This window comes from Streptomyces sp. R818, assembly GCF_056172735.1.
Map to the genome: position 1 here is coordinate 528466 of NZ_JAOCNE010000012.1, position 23699 is coordinate 552164.

Annotated in this window: 20 protein-coding genes; 9 read left to right on the forward strand and 11 right to left on the reverse strand. The window is 71.4% G+C overall.

From position 1 onward, the window contains the following. Positions 1 to 140: 140 nt before the first annotated feature. Positions 141 to 1142, reverse strand: a complete 1002-nt coding sequence (locus N5I75_RS28800; RefSeq protein ID WP_476682091.1) for a metallophosphoesterase — start codon at positions 1140 to 1142, stop codon at positions 141 to 143. Positions 1143 to 1219: 77 nt separating this feature from the next. Here N5I75_RS28800 and N5I75_RS28805 point away from each other — a divergent pair, with 77 nt between their 5' ends. Continuing rightward, positions 1220 to 1684 (forward strand): GatB/YqeY domain-containing protein, encoded by a 465-nt coding sequence (locus tag N5I75_RS28805; protein ID WP_476682092.1) that lies wholly within the window; start codon positions 1220 to 1222, stop codon positions 1682 to 1684. Positions 1685 to 1763: 79 nt separating this feature from the next. Here N5I75_RS28805 and N5I75_RS28810 read toward each other — a convergent pair whose 3' ends face one another. Further along, on the reverse strand, positions 1764 to 4070 hold the full coding sequence (locus N5I75_RS28810; protein WP_476682094.1) for a transglycosylase domain-containing protein: 2307 nt from the start codon (positions 4068 to 4070) through the stop codon (positions 1764 to 1766). 482 nt (positions 4071 to 4552) lie between these two features. On the opposite strand from N5I75_RS28810, the gene N5I75_RS28815 reads away from it, so the two are divergent. Further along, entirely contained in the window at positions 4553 to 4897 is a 345-nt protein-coding gene (locus N5I75_RS28815; protein WP_394432008.1) for a WhiB family transcriptional regulator, read from the forward strand. A gap of 61 nt (positions 4898 to 4958) precedes the next feature. Here N5I75_RS28815 and bagB read toward each other — a convergent pair whose 3' ends face one another. Next, positions 4959 to 6386, reverse strand: coding sequence for an ATPase BagB (bagB, locus tag N5I75_RS28820; protein WP_476682096.1), 1428 nt, complete (start codon positions 6384 to 6386; stop codon positions 4959 to 4961). Beyond that, complete coding sequence (gene bagA / locus N5I75_RS28825; protein ID WP_476682098.1) at positions 6383 to 7393, reverse strand: ATPase BagA; 1011 nt, start codon at positions 7391 to 7393, stop codon at positions 6383 to 6385. Before bagA ends, bagB begins: the two co-directional genes overlap by 4 nt. A gap of 108 nt (positions 7394 to 7501) precedes the next feature. Here bagA and N5I75_RS28830 point away from each other — a divergent pair, with 108 nt between their 5' ends. From N5I75_RS28830 to N5I75_RS28845, 4 genes are all read left to right on the forward strand, one after another. After that, entirely contained in the window at positions 7502 to 7666 is a 165-nt protein-coding gene (locus N5I75_RS28830) for a DUF4177 domain-containing protein (protein ID WP_107498797.1), read from the forward strand. Further along, entirely contained in the window at positions 7663 to 8130 is a 468-nt protein-coding gene (locus tag N5I75_RS28835; RefSeq protein ID WP_476682101.1) for a RidA family protein, read from the forward strand. The genes N5I75_RS28830 and N5I75_RS28835 overlap by 4 nt, the downstream gene beginning before the upstream one ends. A 197-nt stretch (positions 8131 to 8327) precedes the next feature. Continuing rightward, positions 8328 to 9248: an NUDIX hydrolase gene (locus tag N5I75_RS28840; protein ID WP_476682103.1), complete on the forward strand. Its 921-nt coding sequence runs from the start codon at positions 8328 to 8330 to the stop codon at positions 9246 to 9248. Then, positions 9248 to 10093 carry an MBL fold metallo-hydrolase gene (locus N5I75_RS28845; protein WP_476682105.1) on the forward strand — a complete coding sequence of 282 codons (846 nt, stop codon included), beginning with the start codon at positions 9248 to 9250 and terminating at the stop codon, positions 10091 to 10093. The genes N5I75_RS28840 and N5I75_RS28845 overlap by 1 nt, the downstream gene beginning before the upstream one ends. Here N5I75_RS28845 and N5I75_RS28850 read toward each other — a convergent pair. Further along, complete coding sequence (locus tag N5I75_RS28850; protein ID WP_476682107.1) at positions 10090 to 11016, reverse strand: sigma-70 family RNA polymerase sigma factor; 927 nt, start codon at positions 11014 to 11016, stop codon at positions 10090 to 10092. The genes N5I75_RS28845 and N5I75_RS28850 overlap by 4 nt on opposite strands. 129 nt (positions 11017 to 11145) lie before the next feature. Continuing rightward, complete coding sequence (locus N5I75_RS28855) at positions 11146 to 11820, reverse strand: Crp/Fnr family transcriptional regulator (RefSeq protein ID WP_016642758.1); 675 nt, start codon at positions 11818 to 11820, stop codon at positions 11146 to 11148. Between the two features lie 404 nt (positions 11821 to 12224). Between N5I75_RS28855 and nth the strand changes: the two genes are divergently transcribed. From nth to N5I75_RS28870, 3 genes are all read left to right on the forward strand, one after another. Next, positions 12225 to 13115 (forward strand): endonuclease III, encoded by an 891-nt coding sequence (gene nth, locus N5I75_RS28860; protein WP_476682109.1) that lies wholly within the window; start codon positions 12225 to 12227, stop codon positions 13113 to 13115. Between the two features lie 74 nt (positions 13116 to 13189). Continuing rightward, on the forward strand, positions 13190 to 13954 hold the full coding sequence (locus N5I75_RS28865; RefSeq protein WP_476682111.1) for an NUDIX hydrolase: 765 nt from the start codon (positions 13190 to 13192) through the stop codon (positions 13952 to 13954). A gap of 126 nt (positions 13955 to 14080) precedes the next feature. After that, positions 14081 to 15280 (forward strand): MarP family serine protease, encoded by a 1200-nt coding sequence (locus N5I75_RS28870; protein WP_476682113.1) that lies wholly within the window; start codon positions 14081 to 14083, stop codon positions 15278 to 15280. Between the two features lie 405 nt (positions 15281 to 15685). On the opposite strand, the gene N5I75_RS28875 is transcribed toward N5I75_RS28870, so the two are convergent. The 5 genes from N5I75_RS28875 to N5I75_RS28895 all read right to left on the reverse strand — a co-directional run bounded on the left by N5I75_RS28875 (position 15686) and on the right by N5I75_RS28895 (position 23430). Then, entirely contained in the window at positions 15686 to 16639 is a 954-nt protein-coding gene (locus tag N5I75_RS28875; RefSeq protein ID WP_476682115.1) for an alpha/beta fold hydrolase, read from the reverse strand. Next, positions 16636 to 17154 carry a phage holin family protein gene (locus N5I75_RS28880; RefSeq protein ID WP_476682117.1) on the reverse strand — a complete coding sequence of 173 codons (519 nt, stop codon included), beginning with the start codon at positions 17152 to 17154 and terminating at the stop codon, positions 16636 to 16638. Before N5I75_RS28880 ends, N5I75_RS28875 begins: the two co-directional genes overlap by 4 nt. Before the next feature lie 65 nt (positions 17155 to 17219). After that, on the reverse strand, positions 17220 to 18623 hold the full coding sequence (gene nhaA / locus N5I75_RS28885) for a Na+/H+ antiporter NhaA (RefSeq protein ID WP_476682119.1): 1404 nt from the start codon (positions 18621 to 18623) through the stop codon (positions 17220 to 17222). Positions 18624 to 18853: 230 nt separating this feature from the next. Continuing rightward, on the reverse strand, positions 18854 to 20869 hold the full coding sequence (acs, locus tag N5I75_RS28890; RefSeq protein ID WP_476682121.1) for an acetate--CoA ligase: 2016 nt from the start codon (positions 20867 to 20869) through the stop codon (positions 18854 to 18856). Positions 20870 to 21015: 146 nt separating this feature from the next. Beyond that, positions 21016 to 23430 (reverse strand): SulP family inorganic anion transporter, encoded by a 2415-nt coding sequence (locus tag N5I75_RS28895; protein ID WP_476682123.1) that lies wholly within the window; start codon positions 23428 to 23430, stop codon positions 21016 to 21018. Between the last annotated feature and the right edge of the window lie 269 nt (positions 23431 to 23699).

Below are 23699 nucleotides of genomic sequence, written 5' to 3' on the forward strand. Positions count from 1 at the left end.
CATACGGGGAGGGGCGAAGGAAGGACCCGCCCCTGCCGCAAGCCGTGCCGCTCGCGCCGCACCCTGCGCCCCGCACCCCGGCCCCGCACCCCGGCCCCGCACCCCGGCCCCGCGCCCCGGCCCCCGCACCCGCGCCCGCGTCAGCGCCCCTTAGGCGCCCCCGCCGGCACCAGCGTCAGCAGCGACGCCTCCGGCGGGCACGCGAACCGTACCGGCGTGTAGCGGTTCGCACCGCAGCCCGCCGAGACGTGGAGGTATGAGGTCTTGCCCTCGGCCGAGTGCGTGGAGAGGCCCTTCACGCGGTCCGTGTCGAGGTCGCAGTTGGTGACGAGGGCGCCGTAGAAGGGGATGCAGAGCTGGCCGCCGTGTGTGTGGCCGGCCAGGACCAGGGGGTAGCCGTCCGCGGTGAAGGCGTCCAGGGCGCGGAGGTACGGGGCGTGGACCACGCCGAGCGAGAAGTCGGGGCCCGGGAGCGGGCCGCCCGCCACCTCCGCGTAGCGGTCGCGCTTGATGTGCGGGTCGTCCAGGCCGGTGAGGCCGATCTCGACGCCCGCCACCTTCAGGACGCCCCGCGTGTTCGTCAGGTTCAGCCAGCCCGCCTCGTCGAAGCCGTCGCGCAGGTCCGTCCACGGGTTGTGGATGGCGTGGACGACGGGCGCGTTGCCGTTCAGGCCGTGCCTGCCGCGCGTCTTGTTGACCAAGTAACGCGCCGGGTTGAGGAGTTTGGGGCCGTAGTAGTCGTTCGAGCCGAAGACGTACGCGCCCGGGAACTCCATCAGCGGGCCGAGCGCGTCCAGGACCTCGGGGACGCCCTCCGTGTCCGACAGGTTGTCGCCCGTGTTGATCACGAAGTCGGGGCGCAGCCCGGCCAGCGAACGCAGCCACCGCTGCTTCTTGCGCTGGCCGCTCACCATGTGGATGTCCGAGACCTGGAGCACGCGCAGGGGGCGCATGCCCTGCGGCAGCACGGGGACCGTCACCCGTCGCAGCCGGAAGGAGCGGGCCTCGAACCCGGCCGCGTAGGCGACACCGGCGGCTCCCACCGCCGCGACACCGGCCGACACTTTCAGGGAGGTCTTCAGGCCCCGCCGGAGAGCGGTCTGGACAGAGGGCTGCACAAGAGCTTCGTTTCGCACGCGCATGTGGCCCATCGTCGCAGACCCGCGGGGCCCCGGAAATCGGCGGGCGCCGCACCCCGCGTACCTGCGACAATCAAGGCATGACCACGCTCAAGTCGAAGCTGCAGGACGACCTCAACGCCGCGATCAGGGGGCGCGACGAGCTGCGCTCCTCGACGCTGCGGCTGACCCTCTCCGCGATCACGAACCAGGAGGTCGCGGGCAAGGAGAAGCGGGAGCTCTCCGACGACGAGGTGCAGAAGGTGATCGCCAAGGAGGCGAAGAAGCGCCGCGAGGCCGCCGACGCGTTCGAGAAGGGCGGCCGCGCCGAGTCCGCCGCCCGCGAGCTCGCCGAGGGCGAGATCCTCGCCGTCTACCTGCCGCAGCCGCTGAGCGACGCCGAGCTGGAGCAGATCGTCGCGCAGGCCGTCGAGGAGGCCAAGGCGGCGGGTGCCGAGGGGCCGCGCGCCATGGGCCAGGTCATGAAGATCGTGAACCCGAAGATCGCGGGCCGCGCCGAGGGCGGCCGCGTCGCCGCGACAGTCAAGCGCCTGCTGGCGGGCTAGCAGCCCCTGAACGGCCCGAAGGGGCGCCCCCTTGCCGAGGGGGCGCCCCTTTCCTGTGGACCGAACGGCTACCGGAACCTCAGCGGCCCCAGCCGCCCCCGTTCCCATTCCCACCGTTCCCGTTGTTCCCGCCGATCAGCCCCGGCGGGATGGAGAACCCGGGCAGCGGATCGTCGTCGTCACCGCCGCCGTTCCCACCGGCGTCGCCACCGCCACCGCCACCGCCGCCGTTGCCGCCGCCCCCGTTACCTCCGGGTTTGCCGTCGCTCCGGCCCTCGTCCCCGCCCTTGTCCTTGTCCTTGTCGTGGTTGGGGATGTCGACCTTGGTGAACTGCGGGGCGGGCCGTCCCGACAAGGCGCCGGTCATGGCGCTGCGCCAGATCGGCCCCGGGGTGTCGGCGCCGAAGACCTTCTCGTGGTAGCGGCCGCCGATGTAGATGTCGGTCATCTCGACGTTCTGCTGCGGGCTGCCGACCCACACCGCGCCCGCGAGGTTCGGCGTGTACCCGACGAACCAGGCGTTCTTGCGGCCGTCGGTCGTACCCGTCTTGCCCGCGTTGTCCCGGCCGTCCTGGAGGCCGGCCTCCTTGCCCGTACCGGAGTCGGTCACCCCGCTGAGCAGCGTGTTGATCTTGTCCGCGGTCTGCGTCGACATGGCGCGCGAGCACTTCGTTTTCGGCACGGCGAGCGACTTGCCGTCGGGGCCCTTGACGGAGTTGATGGCGACCGGCGTGCAGTAGGTGCCCTCGTTCGCGAACGCGGCGTACGCGGAGGCGATCGTGAGCGGCGACAGACCCGTCGAACCGAGCGTCATCGACGAGGGCACCTCGTCGACCTTGGTGCCGTTGCCCTGCACCACGCCCAGCTTGTCGGTCATCTTGACGACGGGGCACATGCCGATGTCGCCGACCATCTGCACGAAGTACGTGTTGATGGACTTCTCCATCGCCTCGTTGAGGCGGTAGGGGCCGACCTCCGACTCGTTCTCGTTCTCCACCTTCGTGCCGTCGGTGTTGCGCCACGGCTTGCCGCTGCACGTCTGCACGCTGCTCGGGTACGGCATGTCGTACGGCGCCGGATACTCCTGGTCGATCGGCGTGCCCTGTTCGAGCGCCGCCGCCGCGAGGAACGGCTTGAACGTCGAACCCGTCGGGAAGCCGTACCCCGACCCGTTGTACGCCGCGTTGACCGAGTAGTTGAGGACCGTCTCGTTCTTGTCGTTGTCGGTGCCGTACGGCTTCGACTGGCCCATGCCGAGGATCTTGCCGGTGCCCGGCTCGACGAGCGTGACGGCGGTCGCGACCTTGTCCGTCTTGTTGACGTTCCCCTTGATGGCGGCCTGCACCGAGGTCTGCGACTGCGGGTCGAGCGTGGTCCGCACCGTGAGCCCGCCGCGGTCCCACACCTTGGCGCGGGCCTCCTTCGTCTTGCCGAAGACCGGGTCCTTGAGGAACACCTCGCGGACGTAGTCACAGAAGAAGGACGCGCCCTTGACCGCCGTGATGCAGCCGTTCTGCGGCGTGCTGACCTTGAGGCCGAGCGGCGTCTTCTTCGCCTTCTCCGCCTCCTCGGGGGAGATGTCGTGCACCTGCGCCATGCGGGTCAGGACCACGTTGCGCCGCTTGGTCGCCTCGGTCGCGTCGTTGACCGGGTCGTAGCGGCTCGGGGACTGCACGATGCCGGCGAGGAGCGCCGACTCCTGGAGGTTGAGGTCCTTGGCGTGCTTGGAGAAGTAACGGCGGGCGGCCGCCTCGACGCCGTACGCCTGCTGCCCGAAGTACGTGATGTTCAGGTAGTTGGCGAGGATCTTCTTCTTGCCCAGCTCCTCCTCGACCTGGATCGCGTACTTGAGCTCCTTGACCTTGCGGCCGAGGGTCTGCTGGGTGGCCTGGGCGACCTTGGTCGCGTCGTTGCCCGCTTCCTCGATGAAGACGTTCTTCACGTACTGCTGCGTGAGGGTGGAGGCGCCCTGGGAAACGCCGCCGTCGCGCGCGTTGGCGTTGATGGCGCGCAGGATGCCCTTCGCGTCGACGGCCCCGTGCTCGTAGAAGCGCGAGTCCTCGATGGCGACGAGCGCCTTCTGCATGAAGGGCGAGATCTTGTCGAGGGCGACCACGGTGCGGTCGCGGGAGTAGACGGTGGCGATCTTGCCGCCCTGGTTGTCCAGGATCGTGGTGCGCTGGCTCAGCGGCGGCGTCTTCAGGTTGGCGGGGATCTCGTCGAATCCCTCGACGGAACCCTTGGCGGCGAGGCCGAGCGCGCCCGCGGCGGGCAGTGCGATTCCGGCGAGCACGGCTCCTGCGAGCACGCTGACGCCGAGGAACTTGGCGGCCTGCTGAGTCGGCGACAGTCCGCCGCCGCTACCGGCCGAGCGCTTCTTTCCCATGCGGGGCAGCCTACGTGTCGATTCTCCGGACAGGCGTATATGCCTTGGCCTAAGCTGCACTCAACTGTCACAGCAGTGCGGTCTCGTATCAAGACGTGGGACGAACCCGAATAGTTCCCGGTGTCTTCGCGAAGCCGTCCGGGACGGTCTGGGACGGGCTGGGATGGTCCTCTAGTCATTCCAGTGCCCTTTGAGGGGCTACCCGCGCGGGGCCCAGCGGGTGTCCGGAATCGCCTTGAGTGTCATCGGCCGTCCCTTGTGGCGCGTGTGAACTGCCCCGCTTTGCCGGGGTTATTACGCATGTCCTTCGGTCACTCCGTCGGGTGATCTGCCGCTTACGCATAGTCCGTTCGGACCATTCAAGATTGGGCCCGAAGGGGGTGTTGCGCTGTGCCCACCTTCCGTAACGTCCTCAACTGGCGGCGGTGAATATGCCGCTGCCGCCGTGGGGGAGCCTCGATTCGGGAGAGGACGGCGCCGGTATGGGCTGGGTAGTCGACTGGAGTGCGCAGGCGGCCTGCCGCACTACCGATCCGGATGAACTGTTCGTTCAAGGAGCAGCGCAGAACCGGGCCAAGGCGGTGTGCACGGGCTGCCCCGTGCGGACCGAGTGCCTGGCGGACGCGCTGGACAATCGCGTCGAGTTCGGCGTGTGGGGTGGCATGACGGAGCGGGAGCGCCGCGCACTGCTGCGCAGGCGTCCGACCGTCACCTCATGGCGCCGGCTCCTGGAGACGGCGCGGACGGAGTACGAGCGTGGCGCGGGCCTGCTGCCCGCGGAGTTCGAGGACGACGAGACGTACGAGCGGTACGCGGCCGTCGGGTAGCCGCGTCGGGCAGCCCCGTCGGGTAGTCGGCCACCGCGCACCACCAGGATTCACGTACGGCTCACGCAGCTCCGGCCGGAGTCTCCCCGGCCGCGAGCCGTTCCCCGATGTCCCTGAGGCCCGCCAGATCGTGTACGTCACCGGGCAGCGCCGCGACCTCGGCCACGGCGACCTCGGGATGCAGCGCGGTGAAGCGGTCACGTGTGCGCTGTTCCCGCGCGACCACCTGCATCCGCTCGGCGTGCAGACGCAGCAGACCGGCGGTCAGCTGATGGGCGGTCGGTGGCCGGCCGGTCGGGTCGGACGGGGTGTCCGCTGACGGGGTGTCCGCTGCGGCGGGGGAGCCTGTCGCGGAAGCAGTACGACGTGCGGAAGTAGTACGACCGTCTTCTTTCCCTCCCGACTGATCCACAATGCGAGCCGCCTCAAGATTTTCGCCGGGAACCTCGGAAAGCCCCTCCCCACGGGCCCCGGCCAGATCGTCCCCACGGGCCCCGGCCAGATCGTCCACGCGAGCCTCGTCCAGGTCGTCCACGCGAGCCTCGTCCAGGTTCTCCGCGGCGGCCAGGGCGCGTTCGGCCGAGAGCGCGTCGGCCCCGCTCCCGTGCACCCGGTTCAGCACCAGACCGGCCAGCGGCATCCGCTCCGCGGCCAGCCGCTCCACGAAGTACGCGGCCTCGCGCAGCGCGTCCCGCTCGGGCGCGGCGACCACGAGGAACGCGGTGCCGGGCGCCTGGAGCAGCTTGTACGTGGCGTCCGCGCGGGTGCGGAACCCGCCGAACATGGTGTCCATCGCGGCGACGAACGTCTGCACGTCCCGCAGGAGTTGGCCGCCGAGCAGTTTGCCGAGGGCGCCCGTCATCATCGACATTCCGACGTTCAGGAACTTCATGCCCGCGCGCCCGCCGACCTTCGCGGGCGCCATCAGGACGCGGATCAGCTTGCCGTCGAGGAACGAGCCGAGCCGCTTGGGCGCGTCCAGGAAGTCGAGCGCGGAGCGCGACGGGGGAGTGTCGACCACGATCAGGTCCCACTCGTCGCGGGAGCGCAGCTGCCCCAGCTTCTCCATCGCCATGTACTCCTGCGTGCCCGCGAAGCCCGCCGAGAGCGACTGGTAGAAGGGGTTGGAGAGGATGGCGCGCGCCCGCTCCTCGTCCGCGTGCGCCTCGACGATCTCGTCGAAGGTCCGCTTCATGTCGAGCATCATGGCGTGCAGTTCGCCGCCCTCGGCGCCTTCGCCGGTGACGATGTCCTTCACCCGGCGGGGCGTGTTGTCCAGCGAGTCGATGCCCATGGACTGGGCGAGCCGGCGGGCCGGGTCGATGGTGAGCACCACGACCTTGCGGCCGCGCTCGGCGGCGCGCAGGCCGAGGGCTGCGGCGGTCGTCGTCTTGCCGACGCCGCCGCTGCCGCAGCAGACCACGATGCGGGTGGCCGGGTCGTCGAGCAGCGGATCGATGGCGAGCGTGCTCTCAGGATCAAGCGTCATCGAAGCGGTCCCCCCATGCTCGTCCCACCCTTCCCCTTGTCGTCCGCGGAGATCCCCTGCCGCCGCAGGTCCTTGGCCAGCTTGTACAGGCCCGCGACGTCCAGGCCCTCGGTGAGCAGCGGCAGTTCGTGCAGCGGAAGGCCCGCCTCGGCGAGCAGTTCGCGCTGGGTGCTCTCCAGCGCGTACCGCTCCGCGTACTCTCCCGCCTGGTCGAGCAGTGGCCCTACGAGCCTGTCGGCGCCGCCGAGACCGGCCGCGGCCAGGGCCTCGGTCACCTCGGGGCGCACGGAGGCGTCGCGGGTCAACGCCAGGGCGGGTTCCCCGAGAAGCGCGGGACGCACCATGTTCACCATGATCCGTCCCACCGGGAGGTGCGCGGCGCGCAGTTCGCCGACCCCGTCGAGGGTCTCCTGCACCGGCATCTCCTCCAGGAGCGTCACCAGATGGACGGCGGTCTCCCGGGACTTGAGGACCCGCATGACCGCCTGTGCCTGGTTGTGTATCGGGCCGATCTTGGCGAGCCCGGCGACCTCGTCGTTCACGTTGAGGAAGCGGGTGATGCGGCCCGTCGGGGGCGCGTCCATGATCACGTGGTCGTAGGCGTAGCGGCCCTGCTTGTCCTTGCGGCGCACCGCCTCGCACGCCTTGCCGGTCAGGAGTACGTCCCTGAGGCCCGGGGCGATGGTGGTGGCGAAGTCGATCGCCCCCAGTTTCTTCAGGGCGCGGCCCGCGCCGCCCAGCTTGTAGAACATCTGGAGGTAGTCGAGCAGCGCCAGTTCGGGGTCGATGGCGAGCGCGTACACCTCCCCGCCGCCCGGGGCGACGGCGATCTTGCGCTCCTCGTAGGGGAGCACTTCCGTCTCGAAGAGCTGTGCGATGCCTTGCCTGCCCTCCACCTCCACAAGGAGAGTGCGCTTGCCCTCGGTCGCGAGGGCTAGCGCGAGTGCGGCGGCGACCGTGGTCTTTCCGGTACCGCCCTTGCCGCTGACGACCTGGAGCCTGCTCACGTATTCGAGCCTAACCAGAGAGCGCCGCGATCACGCAGGAGCCCGGAGATCGGCCGACGCCGGGCCTGGCGAACGGGACGGCCCGCTCCGGCGGATACAGTCGCCCTCATGGCTAAGAAGTGGGAATACGCGACCGTGCCGCTCCTCGTGCACGCGACGAAGCAGATCCTCGACACCTGGGGCGAGGACGGCTGGGAGCTGGTGCAGGTCGTACCGGGCCCGAACAACCCGGAGCAGCTGGTGGCGTATCTGAAGCGGGAGAAGGCGGCGTGAGCGCCGTCGAGGACAAGCTGGCGTCGCTCGGCCTGACCCTGCCGCCCGTGGTCCCGCCGGTCGCGGCGTACCAGCCGGCCGTCCAGTCCGGGGTCTACGTGTACACGGCCGGGCAGCTGCCCATGGTCGACGGCAAGCTGCCGCTGACCGGCAAGGTCGGCGACGAGGTCACCCCCGACCAGGCCAAGGAGCTGGCCCGCACCTGCGCGCTCAACGCGCTGGCCGCGGTGAAGTCCGTAGCCGGTGATCTGGACCGCATCGCGCGCGTGGTGAAGGTCGTCGGGTTCGTGGCCTCCGCCACCGACTTCACCGGCCAGCCCGGTGTCGTCAACGGCGCCAGCGAGCTGCTCGGCGACGTTCTGGGCGACAAGGGCGTGCACGCCCGCAGCGCCGTCGGCGTGGCCGTGCTGCCGCTGGACGCGCCGGTCGAGGTCGAGATCCAGGTGGAGCTCACCGAGGCGTAGGGCTGTGGGCCGGTACGGGCCGGTACGGGCCGGTGCGGGCAGGCACGGCCGTTGCGGCCCGTACGGGCTTCCGGTGGGCGGGTGGGCTCAGGGCTCAGGGCGCAGGGCTTCCGGTAGCCGAATGGGCTCAGGGCCCAGGGCCTCCGGTGGGCGGGTGGGCTCTCGAACATCTGCCCTCCACCGGATAGCCTCCGGCCATGGCAAACGGGCAGTGGTACCCCCCTGAGTGGCCGGAACGCATCCGCGCCCTCGCCGCCGGCGCCCTGGTGCCCGCGGAGCCCCGGCGCGCCGCGACCGTGCTGCTCCTGCGGGACGCCGCCGACAGCCCCGGCGGCCCCGGTGGCCCCGGCGGCGCTGCCGGTGTCGAGGTGCACATGCTGCGCCGCCGTACGTCCATGGCCTTCGCCGCCGGCGCGTACGCCTACCCCGGCGGCGGTGTCGACCCCCGTGACGACGACCGTCAGGTCCGCTGGGCCGGTCCCTCGCGCCAGGAGTGGGCCGCGCGCCTCGGCGTGCCCGAGAAGGACGCCCAGGCGGTCGTCTGCGCCGCCGTGCGCGAGACGTTCGAGGAGGCGGGCGTGCTGCTCGCCGGGGAGACCCCGGACACCGTCGTCGACGACACGACGGGGGCCGACTGGGTCGCCGACCGGCAGGCGCTGATCGCCCGCGACCTGTCCTTCGCCGAGTTCCTGCAGCGCCGCGGCCTCGTGCTCCGCTCCGATCTGCTCGGGGCGTGGGCGCGCTGGATCACCCCGGAGTTCGAGCCGCGCCGCTATGACACCTGGTTCTTCGTCGCCGCGCTGCCCGAGGGCCAGCGCACCAGCGACGACTCCACGGAGGCCGACCGCACTGTGTGGATCCGCCCCGAGTCGGCCCTCGACGCGTACGACCGCGCCGAGTTGTCGATGATGCCGCCGACCGTCGCGACCCTGCGCACTTTGGCGACGTACGCGCGCGTGGACAGCGCGCTCGCCGGTTCGACGCAGCACGACCTGACGCCCGTACTGGCGCGTGCGCGCATGGAGGGCGACGAGCTGGTGCTGTCCTGGCCGGGGCACGAGGAGTTCACCAAGCACGTTCCGGCCGTCTCGCAGCCGCAGACCGGGGGGACCCGCTGATGACCGAAGCCGCCGCCCTGCCGGGGCAGCCGCGCGGCGGGGTGCTCACCGGCCCCGCCACCGCCCGCGCCGTCAACGTCCTGGCGCCCAACGCCTCCGCCATGACGCTCGACGGCACCAACACCTGGATCCTCGCCGAGCCGGACAGCGACCTCGCGGTCGTCATCGACCCGGGCCCGCTGGACGACGCGCACCTGGCGCACGTCATCGACACGGCCGACAAGGCGGGCAAGCGCATAGCGCTCACGCTGCTCACGCACGGGCACCCCGACCACGCCGAGGGCGCGGGCCGGTTCGCCGAGCTGACCGGTACCAAGGTGCGCGCCCTCGACCCCGCGCTCCGCCTGGGCGACGAAGGGCTCGCCGCCGGGGACGTCGTGACGACCGGCGGCCTGGAGCTGCGCGTCGTGCCCACTCCGGGCCACACCGCGGACTCGCTCTGCTTCCATCTCCCCGCCGACCAGGCCCTCCTGACCGGCGACACGATCCTCGGGCGCGGCACCACCGTGGTCGCCCACCCGGACGGCCGTCTCGGCGACTACCTCGACTCGCTGCGCCGCCTGCGCTCCCTGACGGTCGACGACGGCGTGCACACCGTGCTGCCGGGCCACGGCCCCGTCCTGGACGACGCGCAGGGCGCGGTGGAGTTCTACCTCGCGCACCGCGCCCACCGCCTCGCCCAGGTCGAGACGGCGGTCGAGAACGGCCACGTGACGTCCTCCGACGTCGTCGCGCACGTCTACGCGGATGTGGACCGCTCCCTGTGGCCGGCCGCGGAGCTGTCCGTCCTGGCCCAGCTGGAGTACCTGCGCGAGCACGGCCTCATCCAGAGCGGAAGCCTCTAGAGACCGTCCTCGCGCGGCCGCAGGGGCCAGGTGACGCCCATGGCCGCGAGCCGCCGCGGGTCGGCGATGATGTCGACGCCGCTGACCCTGCCGTCCGTGAACGACAGGGCGAGGACCGAGACGACCTGGCCGCGCGGTGCCTGGACGATGCCGACGCCGTCGCCCACGTACGCGGCGGACGCGGTGTCGACCAGCCGCCCGAAGTACGTCGCCTGCCCGGCCACGTCCACCGCGCCCCGTACGAGCTTGGACGCCGTGCCCGGGCCCGCGTCGACGCGCAGCAGCACGTCCGGGTCGAGGAGTGCGAGCAGCGCCTCGAAGTCCCCCGCGCGCGTGGCGGCCAGCCAGGCGTCGACGACCTCGCGCTGGCGGGCCAGATCGGTCGGCGCGGGCACGGTGGAGCCCTGCACGCGGCGCCGGGCGCGGCTCGCCAGCTGCCGGGTCGCGGCGGGTGTGCGCTCGACAATGGGCGCGAGGTCCTCGAAGGGCACGGCGAACATGTCGTGCAGGACGAACGCGAGCCGCTCGGCGGGCGCCAGCGTGTCGAGCACGATGAGCAGCGCCAGACCGACGGAGTCCGCGAGTTCGGCCTCCTGGCCCGGGTCGGCGGGCCGCACCACGACGTCCGGGACGTGCGTCTCGGTCGTCCCCGGCTCCAGCGGGTCCTCGCGGCGGGACGCGCGCGTGCGCAGCATGTCCAGGCAGATCCGCCCGACGACGGTGGTGAGCCAGCCGCTCAGGTTCCGTACCTCCGCGCTGTCGGCGCGCTGCAGCCGCAGCCAGCTCTCCTGGACGGCATCCTCGGCCTCGCTGAGCGACCCGAGCATGCGGTACGCGACCGACCGCAGCCGCCCACGCTCGGCCTGGAACCTGGCCACCAGGTCGTCATCCGCCGACGGCGACTGGGCCTCGGAGTGCGCCATGCGGGTCCCCTCCGGGGTGGTCGAGTGATGGTGGGCGGGCCCGCTACGGGAACGGGTCCCGCCACGATGTCGTGGTGGGACCCGTCTCCGTAACGGTGTGCGGCCCTGAGAACCCGATGGCCCAGCGGCTCAGCGCGAACGCTTGGCCAGGCGCTCCACGTCGAGCAGGATCACGGCGCGGGCCTCCAGGCGGAGCCACCCGCGGCCCGCGAAGTCGGCGAGCGCCTTGTTCACGGTCTCGCGGGAGGCGCCGACCAGCTGGGCCAGCTCTTCCTGCGTGAGGTCGTGCACGACGTGGATGCCCTCCTCGGACTGCACGCCGAAGCGGCGCGACAGGTCGAGCAGCGCGCGGGCGACACGGCCCGGCACGTCGGAGAAGACCAGGTCGGACATCTGGTCGTTGGTCTTGCGCAGCCGCCGGGCGACGGCGCGCAGCAGGGCGGCGGCCACCTCCGGGCGGGCGTTCAGCCAGGGCTGGAGGTCACCGTGGCCGAGGCCGAGCAGCTTGACCTCGGTCAGCGCGCTGGCGGTCGCGGTGCGCGGACCGGGGTCGAACAGCGACAGCTCGCCGATCAGCTCACCCGGGCCGAGCACGGCCAGCATGTTCTCGCGGCCGTCGGGGGATGTGCGGTGAAGCTTCACCTTGCCTTCGGTGACCACGTAGAGGCGGTCGCCGGGGTCGCCCTCGTGAAACAGGGCATCGCCGCGCGCGAGGGTCACCTCACTCATGGAGGCGCGGAGCTCCGCGGCCTGCTCGTCATCGAGCGCCGCGAAGAGCGGGGCGCGCCGCAGAACGTCGTCCACGAGTTTCTCTCCTATGTCGCCTGCACTGTGGGGACGGGTGTTTCCCGCCGCCCATTTTGCCGGACGGTCCAAACAGTGTGATCAGTCACTCAGACACAAGTCTGCCGCACCTGCGTCACAACCCGACGGGGAGGGGGCCAATCGGGGGCCGATCGACCTGCGTCGGGGCGGATGTCAGTACCGGGCTTTAGGCTGGCCGAGTATCCAAAAAGCCGGGGACGACGCAGGCGGAGGGGGCTGGAAGGGTGGCGGCCGACCGGGATTCCGCTGTGGGCGAACACGGCGAAGGCGCTGCCCGCACGGCCCTGCCCCTGCCGCCTGGGTCCGTACCGTTCGGCTCCGGACCGTCCGGGTCCGTACCGGTCGGCTCCGTACCGTCCGTGCAGGGAAAGGCCGCATAGCTCATGCCCGCGAAGAAGCGATCCGCCGCGACGACCGGTACGAGTACAAGTGCGAGTACGACTACGAGTACGGGTGCGGGCAAGGGCACGAGTGCGGCCAAGCCCGAGTCGCGTACGGCGCTGGTCCGCCGGGCGCGGAAGATCAACCGGGTCCTCGCGGAGACGTACCCTTACGCGCACCCGGAGCTGGACTTCGAGAACCCCTTCCAGCTCGTCCTCGCCACGGTGATGTCGGCCCAGACGACGGACCTGCGGGTCAACCAGACGACCCCGGCGCTGTTCGCGAAGTACCCGACGCCCGCGGATCTGGCCGCCGCCAACCCGGAGGAGGTCGAGGAGCTGATCCGGCCGACCGGGTTCTTCCGGGCCAAGACGAAATCGATCATGGGGCTCGCCAAGGCCCTTGAGGAGGACTTCGGCGGCGAGGTGCCGGGACGGCTCGAAGACCTCGTCAAACTGCCCGGCGTGGGCCGCAAGACGGCGTTCGTCGTGCTCGGCAATGCGTTCGGCCGCCCCGGCATCACCGTCGACACGCACTTCGGAAGGCTCGTACGGCGCTGGAAGTGGACGGACGAGACCGACCCGGACAAGGTCGAGAAGGCGGTCGGCGAGCTCTTCCCGAAGAGCGACTGGACCATGCTCAGCCACCACGTGATCTTCCACGGCCGCCGCATCTGCCACTCCCGCAAACCGGCCTGCGGCGCCTGCCCGGTCGCCCCGCTCTGCCCGGCGTTCGGCGAGGGCGAGACGGACCCGGAGAAGGCGCAGAAGCTCCTCAAGTACGAGAAGGGCGGCTTCCCCGGCCAGCGCCTCAAGCCCCCGCAGTCCTACCTCGACGCGGGCGGCAGGCCCGCCCCGCCGCTGGGCGGCACCCCGGGTGACACGACCGGGTGACACATCGTCGGGCCGGAACGAATCGGGGACGGCCAGGCGTTGGGCGAGGGACGGACGGGTACGGGGGCGGCGAGATGAAGCACGTGAGCGAGATCGAGGGTTCGAACGGCGTGACCGGTGAGGCGGCCGGATCCGGTGGTACGGCTCCGGGCGGTGGCATCCCGCACGTCCCGGACGTCACCCTGCGCGCCGACGGCCTGCCCGGCTGGCTCACCCCCGTCGCCGACGCCCTGCGCACCGTGCGCGGCGAGCAGCTCAGCCGCTTCCTGCCCCCGGCGGACGGCGCGGGGCGCCAGTCCGCGGTGCTCATCCTGTTCGGGGAGGGCGCGCGCGGGCCCGAGCTGCTGCTGATGGAGCGGGCCGGATCGCTCAGATCCCACGCGGGGCAGCCGTCCTTCCCCGGCGGCGCGCTCGACCCGGAGGACGGGGACCCGCGGACCGAGGGCCCGTTGCGCGCCGCTCTGCGCGAGGCGTGGGAGGAGACGGGGCTCGACCCGAGAGGCGTGCAGCTCTTCGGCGTGCTGCCACGGCTCTACATCCCGGTCAGCGGCTTCGTGGTGAGCCCGGTCCTCGGCTGGTGGCGGCGGCCCACGCCGGTCACGGCGGTCGACCCGGCGGAGACGGCCCGCGTCTTCACGGTCCCGGTGGCGGATCTCACGGACCCGGAGAACCGGGTGACGACCATTCACCCCAGTGGCCACAGAGGCCCCGCGTTCCTGGTGGAATCCGCCCTCGTATGGGGGTTCACGGCCGGCGTGATCGACCGGATCCTGCACTACGCCGGGTGGGAGCGCCCCTGGGACCGGAAGAAGACGGTGCCACTCGACTGGCGCACATGACAGGGTGGCCCCCGTGCCGTGCCGTCCCGGGGACCGCCCCCGGAACTCCGGCGCGGAAGTGGACCTCACGATGACAGCCGCGACACCCGCGAGGACATCGGCGATGCGAGGCGAGGCAGGAATTCGGTGAACGTGCTGGACATCCTGCTGCTCGCGGCCGCCGTCTGGTTCGCCATCGTCGGCTACCGGCAGGGCTTCGTCGTCGGCATCCTGTCGGTGGTCGGCTTCCTCGGCGGCGGCCTCGTGGCGGTCTACGCGCTGCCCGCCATCTGGTCCGCCGCGACCGGCGACGCCCAGGTGACGACCACCGCGGCGATCGTGGCCGTCGTCGTCGTGATCGTCTGCGCCTCCATCGGCCAGGCCTTCACCACGCACCTGGGCAACAAGCTGCGCCGGTACATCACCTGGTCCCCGGCGCGCGCGCTCGACGCGACGGGCGGCGCCCTGGTCAACGTGGGGGCGATGCTCCTGGTCGCCTGGCTGATAGGTTCCGCGCTCGCCGGTACCGCCCTGCCCACGCTCGGCAGCGAGGTCCGCTCCTCGAAGGTGCTGCTCGGCGTGGCCCGGGTACTGCCCGGGCAGGCGGACACCTGGTTCGCCGACTTCTCCTCCACGCTCGCGCAGAACGGATTCCCCCAGGTCTTCAGCCCGTTCGCCAACGAGCCGATCGCCGAGGTCCAGCCGCCCGACCCCGCGCTCGCGCAGAGCGCCGCCGCGCGCACGGCCAAGCGTTCGATCGTCAAGGTCGTCGGCCAGGCGCCCAGCTGCGGCAAGGTCGTCGAAGGCACCGGCTTCGTCTTCTCCGACCGCCGTGTGATGACCAACGCGCACGTGGTCGGCGGCGTCGAGGAGCCCACCGTCCAGATCGGCGGCGAGGGCGTCAAGTACGACGCGAAGGTCGTCCTCTACGACTGGAAGCGCGACATCGCCGTACTGGACGTGCCGCAGCTCAAGGCGCCCCCGCTGCGCTTCACGTCGACGGACGCGCAGCGCGGCGGCGGTGCCATCGTCGCGGGCTTCCCGGAGAACGGCGCGTACGACGTGCGCCCCGCGCGCTTGCGCGGCCGCATCACCGCCGACGGCCCGGACATCTACCACCGCGGCAAGGTGCAGCGCGACGTGTACTCGCTGTACGCGACGGTCCGTCAGGGCAACTCCGGCGGACCGCTGCTGACCCCGGACGGCCGGGTGTACGGCGTCGTCTTCGCCAAGTCCCTGGACAACGCGCAGACGGGCTACGCGCTGACCGGCGACGAGATCCGCACCGACATCGACCGAGGCCGCACAGCGGTCCAGCAGGTCGACACGGACGCCTGCGCGCTCTGAGGGGCCCCGGAGACTTCCGAGGAACCGGGAGAACTGTCAGCCGCGCCCGCTGTGGCGCAGCCGGGCCGACACCCACCGGGCCCGCCGCCGCAGGATGCGCGAAATGCCCAGATGGGGATCGTGCGTCGCGTGTCCTTGCGGCGCGCCCCTCTGGGGAGAGCCCAGCGTCATCGCTGGGCGGCGATTGCGTGCTGCGTCACTGTAGTCGTGCGTCCAGCCCATACCCCGACGTCTGCCCGGGCCCCATGGTCGGTAACCGCCCCCACAGCCCCAAATTGGCCTATGCGGCAGGCAATTGGCTGTTCGTAGGACAGGTGTTCCCGTCCGGACACCGGACGCTCACCGTCCACGCACCGCCCGCTCACGGACAGCTCCCGACGGCCCCCTTCGCGGCTCGCCGACGGCTCAGCGATCGGGCTCGGAGTCCTTCAGCCAGCTCACCAGTTCCTTGGAGAACGCGGCCGGATCCTCCTCGTGCGGGAAGTGGCCGAGACCGTCGAACAGACGCCAGCGGTACGGCGCTTCGACGTACTCGCCGGAGCCCGCGGCGCTGCGCGTGCGCATCACCGGGTCGAGCGAGCCGTGCAGATGCAGCGTCGGTACGCGGACGGGCCGCTTCATGCGCCGGTTGAACTGGATGCCGTCGGGCCGGGCCAGCGAGCGCACCATCCACCGGTACGGCTCGATCGAGCAGTGCGCGGTCGAGGGGATGGACATGGCGCGCCGGTACGTCTCGACCGTCTCGTCGTCGGGCTGGCGGGGCCCGGACCAGTCCCGGATCAGGCGTCCGACCAACGCCGCGTCGTCGGCCGCGAGCTGACGCTCCGGCAGCCAGGGCCGCTGGAAGCCCCAGACGTAGGACCCGGCGGTGGTCTGCTTGAGGTCCGAGAGCATCGCCGAGCGCCAGCGGCGCGGGTGCGGCATCGAGGACACCGCGAGCCGCCGGACCAGCTTCGGCCGCATCACGGCCGCCGTCCAGGCGAGGTAGCCGCCGAGGTCGTGGCCGACGAGCGCCGCGTCGGGCTCGCCGAGCGAGCGCACCACCCCGGTGATGTCGAGCGCGAGGTTGGCCGGGTCGTACCCGCGCGGAGTGCGGTCGCTGCCGCCCACGCCCCGCAGGTCCATGGCCACGGCCCGGAACCCCGCGTCGGCGAGCGCCACGAGCTGGTGCCGCCACGTCCACCAGAACTGCGGGAAGCCGTGCAGCAGCAGCACCAGCGGCCCGTCACCCGCCTCCGCGATGTGGAACCGCGCGCCGTTGGCCGCGACGTCCCGGTGGATCACCTCTTTGGCACCGGGTACGTCGAGACGTACGACAGAGGAAGGCGGCTGGGCCGAAGGAGTGGCGGGGTCCGTCATGAAGACGAGCGTGCCACAGCCTCGATGGCCTCGGGGACACGGTCTCCGGCCGTCACCGGACGGGGGTGCGGCTTGGCGTTCTGCAGGACGCCCGCGGTCTCCTTGACGGAGGCGGCGACCTTCTGCGGGCCCTTGCTCTTCTTGGCCTTCTTGGCGAAGACCACACCGATCAGGCCGACCAGACCGGCGACGATCAGGCTCGCGGCGAAGGAGAGCAGGAAGCACCAGGCGAGGTTCCAGCCGCCGTTGCCGTTGTGCCCGCCGGTCCAGGCGTTGATGCCGTACGCGAGAGCGAAGCTCAGCATCGGCAGCGAGAAGAGCGCGATCGTCAGCGCCGCCGTGAAGGCGCCGCCGCTCACCGCTCCCTTCTTCACGTCCTGCTTGAGCTGGACTTTCGCAAGGGCGATCTCGTCGTGCACCAGTGCGGACATCTCGGCCGTCGCCGAGGCGAACAGCTGGCCGATGCTGCGCTCGGCGCCGACCGCGCCGACCGTGCTGCCGTCGGGTGCGCTCATCGCGTTCTCCCTGTTCTCCTGTAGGAGCCCTGTGGCTCTGTCGGTTGTGCGGGCTTGCTGTCAGATCATGCCGGACGCTCGCCCTCGCCGCCTTCCCCGCCCGTCGCTTCGGCAAGCCGCCGGTGTTCCGCGGCCTTCTTCTCGTGGAGCGCGGCCATCCGCAGGTGGTACGCCGGGTCGCCCTCCTCGTAGATGTCGGGGACCCCGTCGAGGTCCTCGTCGCGCTCCTCCGCCTCCCACAGGGCGCGGTACTTCGCGTTGCGGACGCGCAGCAGTACGCCGCTGAGCACGGCCGCGATCAGCGAGCCGATCAGGACGGCGGCCTTGACCTCGTCCGTGAGCGCGGCGTCGCCGGTGAAGGCCAGTTCGCCGATGAGGAGCGAGACGGTGAAGCCGATGCCGGCGAGCGCGGAGACGGCGAAGAGGTCCGGCCAGGTCAGCTCGGAGGAGAGCGACGCCCGGGTGAACCGGGCCGTCAGCCACGTACCGCCGAAGACACCGATGGTCTTGCCGACGACGAGACCGAGGACGACGCCGAGCGTCTCGGGCCGGGCGAACACATCGCCGAGCGCGCCGCCCGACACCGCCACACCCGCGCTGAACAGGGCGAACAGCGGGACAGCCAGTCCGGTGGAGAGCGGGCGCACGAGGTGTTCGATGTGCTCGCCGGGGGACCGCTCCTCGCCGTCGCGGCGCGTGCAGCGCAGCATCAGGCCCATGGCGACACCCGCGACGGTGGCGTGGACGCCGCTGTTGTACATCAGGCCCCAGATGACGAGCGCGAGCGGCACGTAGACGTACCAGCCGCGTACGCCCGTCCGCAGGAGCACCCAGAAGACGACGAGGCCGGCGAAGGCGCCCGCGAGCGCGGCGAAGTTCAGGTCGCTGGTGAAGAAGACGGCGATGATCAGGATGGCGAGGAGGTCGTCGACGACGGCGAGGGTCAGCAGGAAGGCGCGCAAGGCGCCCGGCAGCGACGTGCCGAGGACGGCGAGGACGGCGAGCGCGAAGGCGATGTCGGTGGCGGTCGGCACGGCCCAGCCGCCCGTCGAGCCGCCGCCGACCAGGTTGACCAGCGTGTAGACGAGGGCGGGCGCGGCCATGCCGCAGACGGCGGCGACGACCGGAAGTGCGGCGGCCCGTGGATCGCGCAGGTCGCCCGCGACGAGCTCGCGTTTGAGTTCGATGCCCGCGACGAAGAAGAAGATCGCGAGGAGGCCGTCGGCGGCCCAGTGTTCGAGGGAGAGGTGCAGGCCCAGCGAGCCGGGGCCGAGGTGCAGGTCGCGGACGGTCTCGTAGCTGTGGCTGAGCGCCGGGACGTTCGCCCAGACGAGGGCCGCGACGGCGGCGACGAGGAGCAGGACCCCGCCGACGGTCTCGGCGCGCAGCGCGTCGGCGAGGAAGTTCCGCTCGGGCAGGGACAGGTGTCCGAACGCTGTGCGGTCGTTCTTGCGGGGGGCGGCGCTCACGCGGGGGACCTCCGGTCGGGTACGGCTGATCGCTTCGCCGACCAGACTTCCCGGCACACCCTGTGACGTCCTGACGCGTTCTTGACGCGTCCGTCACCCTACCGGGTGGACGCGGGAGCGTGTCTGGTGGTCATCGCCATACGTGCCGCCGTGCGTACCACCACGATACGTACGAAACGGGCACCCGGCGCGTTCGCCGGATGCCCGTTTCGTACGGTGCCGTACCGCGATCAGTCCTCGCTGGGCGCCGCGGGCAGCTTGTCCTGGATCAGGTCCATGACGGAGGAGTCGGCGAGCGTGGTGACATCGCCCACCGCCCGGTTCTCCGCCACGTCGCGCAGGAGGCGGCGCATGATCTTGCCGGAGCGCGTCTTGGGCAGCTCGGCGACCGGCAGGACCCGCTTGGGCTTGGCGATCGGGCCGAGCACGGAACCCACGTGGTTGCGCAGGTCGGCGACGAGCTTCTCGTCCTCGGCGTCCGCCGTGCCGCGCAGGATCACGAAGGCGACGATGGCCTGGCCGGTCGTGGCGTCGGCGGCGCCGACGACGGCGGCCTCGGCGACGGCCGGATGGGAGACGAGCGCCGACTCCACCTCGGTGGTCGAGATGTTGTGGCCGGAGACGAGCATGACGTCGTCGACCCGGCCGAGCAGCCAGACGTCGCCGTCCTCGTCCTTCTTCGCGCCGTCACCGGCGAAGTAGCGGCCCTCGAAGCGGGACCAGTAGGTGTCGATGAACCGCTGGTCGTCGCCCCAGATGGTGCGCAGCATGGACGGCCACGGCTCGGTCAGGACGAGGTAGCCACCGCCGCCGTTGCCCACCTCGTTCGCCTCGTCGTCGACGACGGTCGCGGAGATGCCGGGGAGGGCGCGCTGGGCCGAGCCCGGCTTGGTCTCGGTGACGCCCGGCAGCGGCGAGATCATGATCGCGCCGGTCTCGGTCTGCCACCACGTGTCCACGATCGGGCAGCGGTCGCCGCCGATGTTCTTGCGGTACCAGACCCACGCCTCGGGGTTGATCGGCTCGCCCACGGAGCCAAGGACGCGCAGGCTGCTGAGGTCGAACTTCGCGGGGATGTCGTCGCCCCACTTCATGAACGTACGGATCGCGGTCGGCGCCGTGTAGAGGATCGTGACGCCGTACTTCTGCACGATCTCCCAGAACCGGCCCTGGTGCGGGGTGTCCGGGGTGCCCTCGTAGATGACCTGCGTCGCACCGTTGGAGAGCGGGCCGTACGTGATGTACGAGTGCCCGGTGACCCAGCCGATGTCGGCCGTGCACCAGTACACGTCCGTCTCCGGCTTGAGGTCGAAGACCGCGTGGTGGGTGTAGCTGGCCTGCGTCAGGTAGCCGCCCGAGGTGTGCAGGATGCCCTTGGGCTTACCCGTCGTGCCGGACGTGTACAGGATGAACAGCGGCTGCTCGGCGTCGAACGCCTGCGGCGCGTGCTCGGCGGACTGGCGGCCGACGACCTCGTGCCACCACTGGTCGCGCCCCTCGGTCCAGGCCACGTCCTGCTTCGTGCGCTGCACGACGAGGACCGTGCTGACGCCCTCGACGCGGGTCAGCGCTTCGTCGACGGCCGGCTTGAGCGCGGAGGGCTTGCCGCGGCGGTAGCCGCCGTCGGAGGTGATGACGACCTTGGCGTCCGCGTCCTCGATGCGCTTGGCGATGGCGTCGGCGGAGAAGCCGCCGAAGACCACCGAGTGCGCGGCGCCGATGCGCGCGCAGGCCAGCATCGAGATGACCGCCTCGGGGATCATCGGCAGGTAGACGGCGACCCGGTCGCCCTGCTGCACGCCCAGCTCGGTCAGCGCGTTGGCCGCCCGGCTGACCTCGTCCTTCAGCTCGGCGTAGGTGATGGCCCGGCTGTCGCCCGGCTCGCCCTCGAAGTGGATCGCGACCCGGTCGCCGTGGCCCGCCTCGACGTGCCGGTCGACGCAGTTGTACGCGACATTGAGCTTGCCGTCCTTGAACCACTTGGCGAACGGCGGGTTCGACCAGTCCAGCGTCTCGGTCGGCTCGGTGTCCCAGCTCAGGCGGCGGGCCTGCTCGGCCCAGAACCCGAGCCGGTCAGCCTTGGCCTGCTCGTACGCCTCGGCCGTGACGTTGGCGTTCGCCGCCAGCTCGGCGGGCGGCGCAAAACGACGCTCCTCTTTCAAGAGGTTGGCCAGGCTTTCGTTGCTCACGACATCTCCCTTACGGTGCTTCGCCGGGCGACCGTTGTGTCCCAAACCACAGCTCATCAGACGGCGCCCCCTGGTGACAAGGGGGGTCGGCGAATTGGTTTAGACCTGTAGACGGCCCTGGTGGACGAGCGAACGGTTCCCGGCCACAGCGGCCGGGAACCGTCACGCTCTCACCCGTTGCACGCGGAAGGGTGCCCGCGGGTTCAGGCCCGCGTGGCGGGCGTGTCTCTGACCTCGCCCGCGGTCGCGGCGGCGACGTGCCCGAAGACGGGGTCGGCCTCGGCGGAAGCGCCGGCCACTTGTCCGAAGACGGGATCGGCCTCCGCGGACGCGCCGGCGACCTGCCCGAAGACCGGGTCGGCCTCTTCGAGGAGGTACGCCTGTGCCTCGCCGACGTGGAAGTACATGCCGTGGAGCTGGAGCGTGCCCTCGTCGAGGGCGCGGGCCACCGCCTCGTGCGCCCGGAGATGCTCCAACTGCTGGACCACATTGGTCAGGCAGAGCTGCTCGACCGCGTCGGCGGGTGCCCGCAAGGCGAGCCGCGCGTCAGGAACACCCTGGTCGCCGAGGCGCTCCAGACTCGGGACGCCGTGCCGCAGCCACCGCTTGAGCGGCGTGAGCGCCCCGGCCCCGGACGGCGGGCTGCTCATGAGCGCCTGCATGGCTCCGCACCCGGAGTGCCCGCACACGGTGATCGACTGCACCTTCAGCACGTCGACCGCGTACTCGATGGCCGCCGCGACGGAGTCGTCCCCGCTCTCGGCGCCCGGCAGGGGCACCAGATTGCCCACGTTCCGTACGACGAAGAGGTCGCCAGGCCCGCTCGATGTGATCATCGAGGTGACGAGCCGTGAATCCGCGCAGGTCAGGAAGAGCTGCGTCGGCTGCTGCCCCTCCTTGGCGAGCCGCGCCAGCTCCCCGCGCACCAGCGGCGCCGTATTGCGCTGGAACGCGCTGAGCCCGCTGGCCAGATGGTGCCCGCCGCGCGGCGCGACGGTCTCGGGCGCCGGGTCGGAAGGCCGGTCGCAGTGGTGGTTGCGCCACGGCGTCCAGGGCCGGCAGCACGAGTGGCTCGCGCTCGCGGGCTCGGCGATCCGCTGCCCGCCGCGCCCGGCCAGCTCGACCTCACCACCTTGCGCGGTGTGCGTCTTCTCCCAGTCCTGCAGCGCCTCGTACGCGGCGTGGTCCATGAAGGAGCCGTCCAGCTCGACGACGCACCGCGCCCGGTGCGGGATCTGATGCAGCACCCGGCTGAGCCGGGGCACCGCGAGGAACGTCAACTGCCCCCGCACGCGCACGTGGTGGACGCCGCGAGCGTCCTCCTCGTGCGTGATCCGGGTCCGCGTGAGGCGGTGCAGCGCGACGCCGACGGCCACCGCGACCCCGAGCCCCACGCCTTCGAGGACGCCGAAGACGACGACGCCGAGAGTGGTCACCACGTACACCAGGACCTCGCGGTGGCGGGTGACCGTGCGGATGTGGAGCAGGGAGACCATCTTGAGGCCGACCGCCATGACCAGCGCGGCGAGCGAGGCCAGCGGGATCAGTTCCAGGGCCGGGACGAGCAGCAAGGTGGCCGCGACGACCCAGAGGCCGTGCAGCATCGTGGAGTTGCGGCTGACCGCCCCCGCGTTCACGTTCGCCGTCGAGCGCACCGCCACGCCCGCGACGGGGAGCCCGCCGAGGGTGCCGGACACGATGTTCGCGGCGCCCTGGCCGAGCAGCTCCCGGTCCAGGTGGGAACGGCGTGAGGCAGGCGGCAGTTCGGGCCGCGCGGAGGCCAGTTTGTCGACGGCCACGGCGCCGAGCAGGGACTGCACGCTGCACACCAGGGTGGTCGTCAGGACGGCGGCGGCGATGCCGAGCACCGGCCCGTCCGGCAGCCCGGCCAGCGCGTGGCTGCTCCAGGACGGCAGGTCCACCTTGGGGAGCGTCAGGCCGCACAGCGCGGTGACCGCGGTCGCGGAGGTGACGGCGACGAGCGCCGCGGGCACCGCGCGCGTGAACCGGCCGATCCGGCCCGGGATGCGCGGCCAGCAGTAGAGGAGGGTGAGCGTGAGGGCGCTGACGCCGAAGGCGGCCACGCGCGCGTCGGCGAGCTGGGCGGGCAGGGCCGCCACATTGGCGAGCACCGAGCTCTCGGGCGTGCCGCCGAGCACGATGTGCAGCTGGGCGACGGCGATGGTGATGCCGATACCGGCGAGCATGCCGTGGACGACGGCGGGGCTGACGGCGAGCGCCGTGCGGGCCACCCGCAGGCAGCCGAGCCCGAGTTGGGCGATCCCGGCGAGAACGGTGATCGCGCAGGTGGTGCGCCAGCCGTAGCGCTGGATCAGCTCGGCGGTGACCACGGTGAGGCCCGCTGCCGGGCCGCTGACCTGGAGCGGGGCGCCGCCCACCAGACCGGCCACGAGTCCGCCGACGGCGGCGGCGACGAGGCCCGCTTCAAGAGGGGCGCCGGTCGCGAGGGCGATGCCCAGCGACAGCGGAAGGGCGATGAGGAAGACCGCGACGGACGCCGACAGATCGGCTCCCGCGATTCGGAAGCGGCGACGCGGCGGCGGTGGGGGACTGTGCGCGTTCCGGGCGTCGGGGCGAGTGGGAAGGCAGGCTGTCATGTCCCGTCTCCTTGGCACGTAGCGGCGGGATGAATTGCAACACTCGGTAAATGAACGGTAATGCAGAGTAAAGATTGTGGCTGGATTAAACGGGCAAATAGCCTACTTATTCACCTGGAGGAGTGAATAAGAATATTGGTCGGCTTGTCGTATAAATCAGGGGCGAATCTCGTGCGACGTTGACGGCGGCCGCCCGCGCGCAAGCGGGCGCGCTCGCGCATGCCCGTTGCGCATGCGCGGCCTCGCAGCCGACCCCAAGGAAGCAGGTG